The organism is Streptomyces sp. NPDC041814 (genome assembly GCF_055590565.1).
This window is the reverse complement of sequence record NZ_JBVJAM010000008.1, coordinates 167,547-179,698: the sequence shown is the minus strand read 5'-3', so window position 1 is coordinate 179,698 and position 12,152 is coordinate 167,547. Positions and strand designations below refer to the sequence as shown.

Genomic DNA, 12,152 nt, shown 5'->3' with positions numbered 1-12,152 from the left:
ATGCGGTGACAGACATGTGTTGGACTCATCAATGGCCCCGGGCCGAGACTTCGAGGCATGACAAGCCGACCCACGCGGGGGGCTGCCGGGGCGCTGCCCCGTACCGCCCTGACCGCGCTCGCCCCGGCGGTGTGGGGCACGACCTACATCGTCACCACGGAGTTCCTGCTGGCCGGGCACCCGCTGTTCGCCGGCTTCCTGCGCGCCCTGCCCGCCGGCCTCCTCGCCCTCGCCCTCACCCGCACGCTGCCGCGCGGTGCCTGGTGGGGAAAGGCGGCGGTGCTCGGGGTGCTCAACATCGGGCTCTTCCTGCCGCTCCTGTTCATCGCGGCGGAGCGGCTGCCGGGCGGTGTCGCCGCCACGCTGGGCGCCGCGCAGCCGCTCGTCGTCGCCGTCCTCGCGGTGGCCGTCCTGCGCCAGCCCCTGGCAGCCCGGCCCCTGCTGTGGGGCGTTACGGGGGTGCTCGGCGTCGGCCTGGTGGTCATCGGGCCCGGGGCGGAGCTGGACGCGGCCGGGGTGGCCGCGGGCCTCGCCGGGGCCGCGACGATGGGGCTCGGCGTGACGCTCACCAAGCGGTGGGGGCGGCCCGAGGGCGTCGGGCCGCTCGCCTTTACCGGCTGGCAGCTCACCGCCGGGGGCCTCTTCCTGGCGCCGGTGACCTTCCTCATCGAGGGCGCCCCGCCCGCGATCGACGGCCGCGCCGCGCTCGGCTACCTCTGGCTGGGCCTGGTCGGCGGGCTGCTGACGTACGCCCTGTGGTTCCGGGGGATCGGTGCCCTGCCGGTGACCTCGGTCGCCGTCCTCGGCCTGCTCTCGCCGCTCGTCGCGGCCGGTCTTGGCGCGCTCGTCCTCGGCCAGACGCTCGGCCCGGTCCAGCTGACGGGCTTCGCGCTCGCCCTGGCCTCGATCGTCGGGGGCCAGCTTCCGGGCCGCGCCCCTGTCGTCCACCCGACTCCCGTACCGGAAAGGACTCCTCGATGAGGATCGCCGTTCTCGGAGCCGCAGGCATGGCCGGCTCCCGCGTCGTCACCGAAGCCGCGCACCGGGGCCACGCGCTCCTCGCGGTGTACCGCTCCACCCGCCCGGACACCCTGCCGCCCGGCGTCACCCCGGTGGCGGGCGACGCGGACGACGCCGCCGCGATGGCCGCCCTGTTCGACGGCGTCGACGCGGTGGTGGCCGCGACCCGCCCGCCCGAGGGGCGCGAGCACACGATCGCGGCGACGACGACGGCGCTGCTCGACGCGGCGGCGAAGGCCGGGACGCGCATCCTGGTGATCGGCGGGGCGGGTCCGCTGGAGGTCCCCGGGCACCCCGGACGGCTGGTGGCCGACGACCCCGCGTACGTACCGCCGCAGTGGCGCACGGTCGCCGCCGCCAGCTCCGCCCAGCTCGCCGTCTGCCGGGCGCACGAGGCCGACTGGACCTATCTCAGCCCGCCCGCCGTCCTCGAACCGGGCCCCCGCACGGGTGCTTACCGCCGCGGCACGACGACCCTGCTCACCGCGGAGGACGGCGCGTCCCGCATCGCGGCGGAGGACCTGGCGGTGGCGGTCCTGGACGAGCTGGAACGGCCGCGCGGGGAACGGCACTTCACGGTGGGTTACTGAGGGCGGGCGGGCGCCCGCAGCCCGCCGCCCTCGCTCACGGCCCCGCCCGCAGGACCTCCGCGACGACCGGGCCCGCCGCGTCGCCGCCGTGGCCGCCGGACTGGACCAGGGCGGCGGCCGCCAGGTCGTTGCTGAAACCGGTGAACCAGCTGTCGGAGGTGGCGTGGCCGTCGATCTCCGCCGAGCCGGTCTTGGCGCCCTTGTCGCCGCGCACGTTCGCCATGGCCTGGGTGGCGGTGCCCTCGGGGGCGGTCGCGGCGTAGCGCAGCATCTCCGTCAGCTGCGACGAGACCCCGGGCGGCAGCGGGCTCGCGACGGCGAAGGTCCGGTTGTCCAGGTCCTTGGGGACGATGTACGGCTGCAGGAACCGGCCGTTCACCGCGGTGGCGGTCACCGAGGCCATGTTGAGCGGGTTCATCTCGATCTTGCCCTGGCCGATGAACGAGGCGGCCGTCTCGGCGTCCTGGGACGCGGGGACGCTGCCGTCGACCGTGACGATGCCCGACTGCCAGTTCTGGCCGATACCGAAGTACTGCTTGGCCTCGTTGCCCAGCGCGGTGTCGCGCTTGTCGCCGAGGGGCAGCACCGGCTTGATGAACGCGGTGTTGCAGGACCGGGCGAACGCCGTCTTCAGCGTGGCGCTCGGCATCGAGAAGTCCTTCAGGTTGTGGAAGGTGACCCCCACCCAGGGCACGGTCGCGGGGCACTGGACGGGCGCGTTCGCACTGCCCAGGCCGTTCTGGATGATCATCGCGGCGGTGATGATCTTCATCGTCGAGCCGGGGGCGACCTTGCCCTTCCGGGCCGCGTCGAAGCCGTCGGCCCGGTTGTTCGCGATGGCCCGGATGGCGCCCGTGGACGGCTCGACGGCGGCGACCGACGCCTCCGCGAACTTCTTCACGCCCCGCTCGGCCGCCGCCTGCACCTTCGCGTCCAGCGTCGTCTGCACCCGGCCCGACTTGCCCTTGACCAGGGTCAGCAGCGTCTTGTTCGCCCCGTCGGCGTTGGCGCTGTTGATCCAGGTCTCGATGCCCGTCGTGCCGCCGGCCTTCTCGCCGTACTTCTTGCGCAGCTCGTCCAGGATGCCGGCGAGCGACGGGTACTTCTCCTTGGTGAGCACCTGTCCGTTGCGGTCGACGGCCTCGATCGAGGCGGTGGAGGACTCGCCGGTCTCCAGCGACTCGCCCTTGGCGAGGTCCGGGTGGACGACGGAGGGCTTCCAGTCGACGAGCGGGCGCCCGGTGGTCAGTCCGCGTACGACGGTCAGCTCCGAGGCGTACGACCAGGACTTCGTCGCGCCCTTGTACGAGACGGTCGCCTTCACGGTGTACGGGACGGTCGAGCCCGTCGCCGCGCCCGGGGTGATCACGGCCTTGGTGACATGGGCCGTGTCGCTGTAACCGGTCAGCGCGGTCTCCGCCTCGGCCTTGTTGTTGGTGAGGGCCGCCGCGACCGCCGCGTCGCCCTCCGCCCACGCGGCGAGGAACTTCTTCGACGTGTCGGCGATCTCGTCCTTGGTGACCGGGCCGGACCTCACCTCGGAGGAGTCGGCGGCGGTGCTCGTGTTGCCGCCGACACCACTGTCCCCGAGCCCGTCCAGGATGTTGTACGCCCCGTATCCCACCCCGCCCAGTACGAGTGCGAACACCCCGCCGACTATGCCTACCTTCGCTCCACTGCGCATTCCCTGCCGTCCCCATCCCCCGGAGCTTCTTGAACACGTTCAAGAAAGTTGTACGGGGCACCCTACGGGACCGTAGTGACGGGAGTACCGGTTGTTATCGGAATGCGACGCGGACATGGCATGAATGGAGGCGGACTTGGCGTGAATGGTGGGGTCGGGCCCCTCAGATCCAGGTGTCCAGCCACATCCGGTCCCGCCACGAGTCCTCCGGGATCGGCGTCCCCGTGAACAGTGGCCAGAAATAGATGAAGTTCCAGATGATCAGCAGCACCAGGACCCCGGCCGCCACCGCGCCCAGCGTCCGGCGCCGTTCGCCCGACGGATCGGGCTTCGCGAGCCCGAGTTCGTACCGCGGCCCCGTCTCCGCCGCCGGACCCAGCATCGCGCCGATCATCATCGACACCGCCAGGCACAGGAACGGCACGAACACGACCGCGTAGAACAGGAAGATCGTGCGCTCCTGGTACAGGAACCACGGCAGCCACCCCGCCGCCACGCCGCAGGCGATCGCGCCCGCCCGCCAGTCGCGGCGGAACACCCAGCGCCACAGCACGTACACCAGGGCGAAGCAGGCCGCCCACCACAGCAGCGGAGTCCCGAGCGCCAGCACCTCGCGGGAGCACTTCCCGGTCACCGACTCGGCGCAGCCGTTCTGCTCCTCGTAGAAGTACGACACGGGCCGGCCCAGCACGATCCAGCTCCACGGGTTGGACTGGTACGTGTGCCCGGACGTCAGGTGCACGTGGAAGTCGTACACCTGGTGCTCGTAGTGCCACAGGCTGCGCAGCCAGTCCGGCAGCCAGGTCCAGTCGCCGCCCTTCCCGTCCGTCGTCGCCCAGTCCCGGAAGTAGCCGTGCCGGTCCGGCGAGTTCCGGACGATCCAGCCCGTCCAGGAGGCGAGGTAAGCGGCCAGCGCGACCGGGACCACCGAGACGAACGCCGGGAGCACGTCCCGCAGCAGCACCGCCAGGTACGGGCGCACGGCCCCGGCGGTGCGGCGCGCGCCCACGTCCCACAACACCGTCATCAGGCCGAACGCGACCATGATGTACAGGCCGTTCCACTTCGTCGCGGCGGCCAGGCCCAGCGAGACACCGGCGGCGATCCGCCAGGGCCGCCAGCCCAGGCGCAGGTGCTCCGCGATCCCCGCGTCCGGGCGCAGCACACCGTCCTCGTCCACCGGCAGCGCCGCCGCGAGACGGCGCCTGGCCCAGTCGCGGTCGATCAGCAGGCAGCCGAACGCGGCCAGCACGAAGAACATCAGCACCAGGTCGAGCAGCGCGGTGCGGCTCATCACGAAGTGCAGCCCGTCCACCGCGAGCAGGGCGCCCGCCAGGCAGCCGAGGAAGGTCGAGCGGAACAGCCGGCGGCCGATCCGGCACAGCATCAGCACCGACAGCGTGCCGAGCACGGCGACCATGAACCGCCAGCCGAATGGCGTGAACCCGAACATCTGCTCGCCGAGGCCGATGATCCACTTGCCGACGGGCGGGTGCACCACATAGCCCGGGTCGGTCGGCACCGGCACCTGCGAGGGGTCGTTCAGGATCAGCTTGTCGACGTCCTTGGGCCACGCGCCCTCGTACCCCTGGTTGATCAGCGCCCAGGAGTCCTTCGCGTAGTACGTCTCGTCGAATATCACCGCGTGCGGGCTGCCCAGCTTCCAGAAGCGCAGCACCCCCGCGACCGCCGCGACCAGCAGCGGACCGCCCCACGCCGACCAGCGCACCAGCCGGTCCGCGAGCAGCGGCGGCACGCCGAGCACCGCCCACAGCTGGTTCCCGGGCCGGGTGTACGGCGGGATCAGCCGCTCCCGCAGCCCGATTCCGGGGCGCGGGGAATGGCCGAAGCGGCGCAGCCGCTGCTGCCAGGAAGTCGGCTCCGGGCCGTGCTGTTCCCCGGCGTCTTGGCCCTGCCGGGCTTCGGGCGCAGTACTCGTCACCGCGCCATCGTAGGGAACGCGTCTGTGGGAGAGGTGTTCCCCGTGCGGGAGGATGGGGCCTGTGACTGGAACGACTGGAACGCTCGTGCTCGCAGGGACCCCCATCGGCGACCTGGCGGACGCCCCGCCCCGCCTCGCCGCCGAACTGGAGGCGGCCGACGTGATCGCCGCCGAGGACACCCGCAGGCTGCGCCGGCTGACCCAGGGCCTCGGCGTCCACACCACGGGACGGGTCGTCTCCTACTTCGAGGGCAACGAGTCCGCCCGTACGCCCGAACTCGTGGAGGCCCTGGCGGGCGGGGCCCGGGTGCTGCTGGTGACGGACGCCGGGATGCCGTCCGTCTCCGACCCGGGCTACCGGCTGGTCGCCGCCGCCGTGGAGCAGGACATCAGGGTCACCGCCGTGCCCGGCCCGTCCGCCGTGCTCACCGCGCTCGCCCTGTCCGCGCTGCCGGTGGACCGGTTCTGCTTCGAGGGGTTCCTGCCGCGCAAGGGCGGCGAACGTCTCTCCAAGCTCCGCGAGGTCGCCCGTGAGCCCCGCACGATGGTCTTCTTCGAGGCGCCGCACCGCCTGGACGACACCCTCGCCGCGATGGCCGAGGTCTTCGGCGCGGAGCGGCGGGGCGCGGTGTGCCGCGAGCTGACCAAGACGTACGAGGAGGTCAAGCGCGGTCCGCTGGCCGAGCTCGCCGCCTGGTCGGCCGCCGAGCAGGTGCGCGGGGAGATCACCGTCGTCGTGGAGGGCGCGGGCTCCACCGGCGAGGAACTGGACGCCGGTGAGCTGGTGCGCAGGGTGCGGGTGCGCGAGGAGGCGGGGGAGCGGCGCAAGGAGGCGATCGCCGCCGTGGCGGCCGAGGCGGGCCTGCCCAAGCGCGAGGTGTTCGACGCCGTCGTGGCGGCAAAGAATGCTGCTCGGACCGGCCACGACGACGGCAAGGGACTATCGTGAAAAGCAAAGCGAGAGCCGCGTACCGGCCCCTTTGACCACGAGAAGGCCAAAACCGCTCCAACACTCGACAGGGCCCGGTGCGCTCCCGCCGGTGAAGGCGTCCACTGGAAGGCAGGGCGCATTCCCCGGAGTGCTTGTCCGACGGACAAGAGGAGCAGGCATGAGCGACACCACAGCAGCCACCGCACACGAGGCCTACGCCTTCGCCTGCATGAGGTGCGGACACGGGTGGGAGCAGGCGTACGAGATAGAGCACCACACCGACGCGTCCGGCCACGCGTACGTGGTCTACAAGGCGGACGGCGAACGGGTGCCGTCTCCCCTGTCCACCCCGACCTGCGCCAACTGCGGCGGGCACGTCGTACGGATCATGCGGTCCGGCCGGGTCTCCAACATCCAGCGCTTCCTGTACAACCAGAACCGCACCCAGCCCGCGGCCGGGCCGCTGCTGCCCGAGGCGCCGGCCGAGGAGCCGGTCGCGGCCACCGCCGTCCCGTCCGCCGGGCACCACTGGCACCTCTCCGACCTCCTGCACCCGTTCCGGAAGTAGGGCGGACCGCCGCGGTCCTCGTACGATCGTGGCCATGAGCCGCACCGAAGCCCCGCCCCTGCCGGAACCCCTCCGGGTGCCGGTCGCCGATTCGCACACCCACCTGGACATGCAGGACGGCACCGTCGAGGAGGGCCTGGCCAGGGCCGCCGCGGTGAACGTGACGACCGTGGTCCAGGTGGGCTGCGACGTGAAGGGGTCCCGCTGGGCCGCCGAGACCGCCGCCGCCCACGCGAACGTGCACGCGGCGGTGGCCCTGCACCCCAATGAGGCCCCGCGCATCGTGCACGGGGATCCGGACGGGTGGTCGCGGCAGGGGGCGCGCGAGGCGGGCGGCACGGCCGCGCTGCACGAAGCGCTCGCCGAGATCGACGCGCTGGCCGCGCTGCCGCACGTACGCGGGGTCGGCGAGACCGGCCTCGACCACTTCCGGACCGGCCCCGAGGGCATGGCCGCCCAGGAGGAGTCCTTCCGGGCCCACATCGAGATCGCCAAGCGGCACGGCAAGGCCCTCGTCATCCACGACCGCGAGGCCCACGCGGACGTCCTGCGCGTCCTCGCGGACGCGGGGGCGCCCGAGCGGACCGTCTTCCACTGCTACTCCGGCGACGCGGACATGGCCCGGGTCTGCGCGGACGCCGGCTACTTCATGTCGTTCGCCGGGAACATGACCTTCAAGAACGCCCAGCCGCTGCGCGACGCGCTGGCGGTCGCCCCGCTGGAACTGGTCCTGGTCGAGACGGACGCCCCGTTCCTGACCCCGGCGCCGTACCGGGGGCGGCCGAACGCGCCGTACCTGATCCCGGTGACGCTGCGGGCGATGGCGGCGGTGAAGGGCCTGGACGAGGACACGCTGGCCGAGGCGATCGCGGACAACACGGCGCGGGCGTTCGACTACTGAGTGGGGTCCGCGCCGCGTGAGTCGACTTACGTGGCGCGCCTTACGCTTTACAGGTGAGCACCACTGAGCCCGACGCCCTCCTGGGCCCCGCAGACATCCGCGAACTCGCCGACACCCTCGGCGTACGCCCCACCAAGCAGCGCGGGCAGAACTTCGTCATCGACGCCAACACGGTCCGCCGGATCGTGCGCACGGCGGAGGTGCGGCCGGACGACGTGGTGGTCGAGATCGGCCCGGGCCTCGGCTCGCTGACCCTCGCGCTGCTCGAGGTCGCCGACCGCGTCGTCGCCGTCGAGATCGACGACGTACTCGCGGCGGCCCTGCCCGCCACCGTCGCCGCCCGGATGCCCGCCCGCGCCGACCGCTTCGCGCTGGTGCACTCGGACGCCATGCTCGTACGCGAACTGCCCGGCCCGCCGCCCACCGCGCTGGTCGCCAACCTGCCGTACAACGTCGCCGTACCGGTGCTGCTCACCGTGCTCGACCGCTTCCCCAGCATCGAGCGCACGCTCGTCATGGTGCAGGCGGAGGTCGCGGACCGGCTGGCCGCACGGCCCGGCAACAAGGTCTACGGCGTGCCGTCGGTGAAGGCGAACTGGTACACCGACGTCAAGCGCGCCGGGTCCATCGGCCGCAAGGTCTTCTGGCCCGCGCCGAACGTGGACTCCGGCCTCGTCTCGCTGGTGCGCCGCAGCGAACCCGTGGCGACGACCGCGAGCAAGGAAGAGGTCTTCGCGGTGGTGGACGCGGCGTTCGCGCAGCGCCGCAAGACGCTGCGCGCGGCACTCGCGGGCTGGGCCGGTTCCGCGCCGGCCGCCGAGGCCGCCCTGGTCGCGGCGGGCGTCTCGCCGCAGGCGCGCGGGGAGTCCCTGACGATCGAGGAGTTCGCGGCCATCGCCGAGAACAAGCCCGCCGACGAGAACGGGAGCGACCGGTGAGCGTCACCGTACGGGTCCCCGCCAAGGTCAACGTCCAGCTCGCGGTCGGTGCCGCGCGCCCCGACGGCTTCCACGACCTGGCCAACGTCTTCCTCGCCGTCGGCCTGTACGACGAGGTGACCGTCACCCCCGCCGACCGCCTGCGCATCACCTGCTCCGGGCCCGACGCCGCCCAGGTCCCGCTGGACGCGTCGAACCTGGCGGCCCGGGCGGCGTCCGCGCTGGCCGCGCGCCACGGCCTCGCGCCCGACGTGCACATCCACATCGACAAGGACATCCCGGTCGCCGGCGGCATGGCGGGCGGCAGCGCGGACGGCGCCGGCGCCCTGCTGGCCTGCGACGCGCTGTGGGGGACCCGCACCCCCCGCGAGGACCTGCTCGCCCTCTGCGCCGAGCTGGGCAGCGACGTGCCGTTCAGCCTGGTCGGCGGTGCCGCGCTCGGGACCGGCCGGGGCGAGCTGTTGACCCCGGTCGAGACCGGCGGCACCTTCCACTGGGTGTTCGCGGTGGCCGACGGCGGGCTGTCCACCCCGGCGGTGTACCGCGAGTTCGACCGCCTCACCGCGGGCACCCGCGTTCCGGAACCGGTGGCGTCGGACGCCCTCCTCGACGCGCTGCGGTCGGGCGACCCGAAGGCCCTGGCCGCCACCCTGAGCAACGACCTCCAGGCCCCCGCGCTGGCCCTGCGCCCCTCCCTCTCCGCGACCCTGGCGGCGGGCACGGAGGCGGGCGCGCTGGCGGCCCTGGTCTCGGGCTCGGGCCCGACGACCGCGTTCCTCACGGAGGACGAGGCGACGGCCCGCGAAGTGGCCGCCGCCCTGACCGCCTCCGGCACCTGCCGCACGGCACGCACGGCGGCCTCCCCGGCCCGGGGAGCGACGGTCCTCTAGCCGCCCCTGGACGCCCTCAGGACGCCCCCCCCGGGGCGGTCAGCCCACCCGTACCGACTGCTTCGCCAGCTCGTACGCCGGCAGCATGCCCCCGTGCTCGTCCGAGTCCAGGCCGCCCAGGTGGACCACGACCGGGCCCTCGGGGGTGGCCAGGGCGAACGCGTGGGCGGGGCGGTCCTCGTCCATGAGGTCGCTGTGGGCCGTGTAGGCCACCTCGGTCAGGCGCTGCCCGCCGCTCGTGACCTCCTTGTACGTGGCCTTGGAGGCGTTCACGTCCGCTCCGACGAAGCCCTTCAGCGCCTCGCGCGGGGTCACGGTCGTGGTCTCCGCCCGCCACACCCGCAGGAAGCCGATGTGTCCGGCCGGCTTGGCGTCGATCTCGCAGACCATCGTGACCGGGCCCTGCTCGGCCAGGTCGGCGAAGTCCGAGTCCGGGTCGATCTCGACGGCCTTCGGCTTCCAGTCCTTCGCCAGGCCGAACGTCACCGGCAGCTCACAGCCGGAACCGGAGCCGCCGACCGTGCCGCCCCGGGCCGCGGTCCTGACCGCGGGCGCCGCGGACCCCTCCGCGGACCTCTCCGGCTTCGCGTCCGCACCGGAATCCGCGTCCGACGAACAGCCGGTCAGCGCGGCGGCGGCCAGCAGTACGGGCACCAGCCCGCGAACCGTACGACGTGACATGACAATCCCCACCCCTTGATCGTGTGCGCGCAAGGTACACCGGCGCCGGGCGGCCGCCCGTACGGAGGCCCGCGCGGCGGCGACTACGCTGGAAGGCCGGAGTCTTCCTCGCAGCTGGAGCGTTCGTGGCCGTCAACCTCATCAATGTCGAGCAGGTCAGCAAGGTCTACGGCACCCGTGCCCTGCTCGACGGTGTCTCCCTCGGCGTCTCGGAGGGCGACCGCATCGGGGTCGTCGGCCGCAACGGCGACGGCAAGACGACGCTGATCCGGATGCTCGCCCGGCTGGAGGAGGCCGACACCGGCCGCGTCACGCACAGCGGCGGGCTGCGCCTCGGCGTGCTCACCCAGCACGACTCGCTCGACCCCGGGGCCACCATCCGCCACGAGGTCATCGGCGACCTCGCCGACCACGAGTGGGCGGGCAGCGCCAAGATCCGCGATGTGCTGACCGGCCTCTTCGGCGGGCTCGACCTGCCCGGCTTCCAGAACGGCCTGGACACGGTCATCGCCCCGCTCTCCGGCGGTGAGCGGCGCCGGATCGCGCTCGCCAAGCTGCTCATCGCCGACCAGGACCTGATCGTCCTGGACGAGCCGACCAACCACCTCGACGTCGAGGGCATCGCCTGGCTCGCCGGCCATCTGCGCGCCCGCCGCTCCGCCCTGGTCTGCGTCACCCACGACCGCTGGTTCCTGGACCAGGTCTGCACCCGCATGTGGGACGTGCAGCGCGGCACGGTCCACGAATACGAGGGCGGCTACAGCGACTACGTGTTCGCGCGCGCCGAACGGGAGCGGATCGCCGCGACCGAGGAGGCCAAGCGGCAGAACCTGATGCGCAAGGAGCTGGCCTGGCTGCGGCGCGGCGCCCCCGCCCGTACCGCCAAGCCGCGCTACCGCATCGAGGCCGCCAACGAGCTCATCGCGGACGTGCCGCCGCCGCGCGACACCAGCGAGCTGATGAAGTTCGCCAACGCCCGGCTCGGCAAGACCGTCTTCGACCTGGAGGACGTCACCGTCGAGGCGGGCCCCAAGACCCTGCTCCAGCACCTCACCTGGCAGCTCGGCCCCGGCGACCGCATCGGCCTCGTCGGGGTCAACGGCGCCGGGAAGACCTCGCTGCTGCGGGCGCTCGCCGAGGCCGCCCGCAGCGAGGGCGAGGTCCAGCCGGCCGCCGGGCGGATCGTCGTCGGCAAGACCGTCCGGCTCGCCTACCTCTCCCAGGAGGTCCACGAGCTGAACCCGGACCTGCGTGTGCTGGAGGCCGTCCAGCAGGTGCGGGACCGGGTGGACCTCGGCAAGGGCCGCGAGATGACCGCCGGACAGCTCTGCGAGCAGTTCGGCTTCGCCAAGGAGAAGCAGTGGACGCCCGTCGGCGACCTCTCCGGCGGTGAGCGGCGCCGGCTCCAGATCCTGCGCCTGCTGATGGACGAGCCCAACGTGCTCTTCCTGGACGAGCCGACCAACGACCTCGACATCGAGACCCTGACCCAGCTGGAGGACCTGCTCGACGGCTGGCCCGGCTCCATGATCGTGATCTCCCACGACCGGTTCTTCGTCGAGCGCACCACGGACCGGGTCATGGCGCTGCTCGGCGACCGGTCGCTGCGGATGCTGCCGCGCGGCATCGACGAGTACCTGGAGCGCAGGCAGCGCCAGGCCGAGACGGCCGCCCCCGCCGCACCCGCCGCCGCCCAGGGTGCCGCACCGGCGCCCGCGGTCTCCGCGCAGGCGGCCCGCGCGGCCAAGAAGGAGCTCCAGAAGGTCGAACGGCAGCTGGAGAAGATGTCCTCGCGCGAGACGACCCTGCACGCGCAGATCGCCGAGAACGCCACGGACTTCGAGAAGGTGGCGAAGCTCGACGCCGAGCTGCGCGAACTGGTCGCGGAACGCGATGTGCTGGAGATGCGCTGGCTGGAACTGGCCGAGGACGCCTGAGCGTCGTTACGTGTGGGGCGGGTGGTACAAAGAACCCTTGCCCGGTGCGGGCCAGGACCGTGCCACTTTC

General features: G+C 72.8%; 11 protein-coding genes. 8 read left to right on the top strand and 3 right to left on the bottom strand.

The annotated features are described in order from the left end of the window. Positions 1–57 precede the first annotated feature (57 nt). A complete protein-coding gene (locus ACZ6C6_RS21310) occupies positions 58–981 on the top strand; it encodes an EamA family transporter (protein WP_469204837.1) in 924 nt (307 codons plus the stop codon). Next, positions 978–1,610, top strand: a complete 633-nt coding sequence (locus ACZ6C6_RS21305) for an NAD(P)-dependent oxidoreductase (protein ID WP_469204836.1) — start codon at positions 978–980, stop codon at positions 1,608–1,610. The genes ACZ6C6_RS21310 and ACZ6C6_RS21305 overlap by 4 nt, the downstream gene beginning before the upstream one ends. A gap of 34 nt (positions 1,611–1,644) precedes the next feature. Here ACZ6C6_RS21305 and ACZ6C6_RS21300 read toward each other — a convergent pair whose 3' ends face one another. Both ACZ6C6_RS21300 and ACZ6C6_RS21295 read right to left on the bottom strand, forming a co-directional pair. Next, the gene (locus ACZ6C6_RS21300) at positions 1,645–3,294 is read right to left on the bottom strand and encodes a penicillin-binding transpeptidase domain-containing protein (RefSeq protein ID WP_469204835.1); all 1,650 of its coding nucleotides are present in this window, start codon (positions 3,292–3,294) and stop codon (positions 1,645–1,647) included. Positions 3,295–3,457: 163 nt separating this feature from the next. Further along, positions 3,458–5,236 carry a dolichyl-phosphate-mannose--protein mannosyltransferase gene (locus ACZ6C6_RS21295; protein ID WP_469204834.1) on the bottom strand — a complete coding sequence of 593 codons (1,779 nt, stop codon included), beginning with the start codon at positions 5,234–5,236 and terminating at the stop codon, positions 3,458–3,460. Positions 5,237–5,288: 52 nt separating this feature from the next. Here ACZ6C6_RS21295 and rsmI point away from each other — a divergent pair, with 52 nt between their 5' ends. The 5 genes from rsmI (at position 5,289) to ACZ6C6_RS21270 (ending at position 9,464) form a co-directional block, all read left to right on the top strand. After that, the gene (gene rsmI / locus ACZ6C6_RS21290) at positions 5,289–6,185 is read left to right on the top strand and encodes a 16S rRNA (cytidine(1402)-2'-O)-methyltransferase (RefSeq protein ID WP_469204833.1); all 897 of its coding nucleotides are present in this window, start codon (positions 5,289–5,291) and stop codon (positions 6,183–6,185) included. 160 nt (positions 6,186–6,345) lie between these two features. Further along, entirely contained in the window at positions 6,346–6,735 is a 390-nt protein-coding gene (locus ACZ6C6_RS21285) for a hypothetical protein (protein ID WP_469204832.1), read from the top strand. Positions 6,736–6,769: 34 nt separating this feature from the next. Beyond that, a complete protein-coding gene (locus ACZ6C6_RS21280) occupies positions 6,770–7,636 on the top strand; it encodes a TatD family hydrolase (protein ID WP_469204831.1) in 867 nt (288 codons plus the stop codon). A gap of 53 nt (positions 7,637–7,689) precedes the next feature. Then, complete coding sequence (rsmA, locus tag ACZ6C6_RS21275; protein WP_469204830.1) at positions 7,690–8,574, top strand: 16S rRNA (adenine(1518)-N(6)/adenine(1519)-N(6))-dimethyltransferase RsmA; 885 nt, start codon at positions 7,690–7,692, stop codon at positions 8,572–8,574. After that, a complete protein-coding gene (locus ACZ6C6_RS21270) occupies positions 8,571–9,464 on the top strand; it encodes a 4-(cytidine 5'-diphospho)-2-C-methyl-D-erythritol kinase (protein ID WP_469204829.1) in 894 nt (297 codons plus the stop codon). Before rsmA ends, ACZ6C6_RS21270 begins: the two co-directional genes overlap by 4 nt. A 39-nt stretch (positions 9,465–9,503) precedes the next feature. Here the strand turns inward: ACZ6C6_RS21270 and ACZ6C6_RS21265 are convergent, their stop codons facing one another. After that, positions 9,504–10,145 carry a lipoprotein gene (locus tag ACZ6C6_RS21265; protein ID WP_469204828.1) on the bottom strand — a complete coding sequence of 214 codons (642 nt, stop codon included), beginning with the start codon at positions 10,143–10,145 and terminating at the stop codon, positions 9,504–9,506. A 125-nt stretch (positions 10,146–10,270) separates the two neighbouring features. On the opposite strand from ACZ6C6_RS21265, the gene ACZ6C6_RS21260 reads away from it, so the two are divergent. Beyond that, positions 10,271–12,082: an ABC-F family ATP-binding cassette domain-containing protein gene (locus tag ACZ6C6_RS21260; protein ID WP_469204827.1), complete on the top strand. Its 1,812-nt coding sequence runs from the start codon at positions 10,271–10,273 to the stop codon at positions 12,080–12,082. Positions 12,083–12,152: the final 70 nt, after the last annotated feature.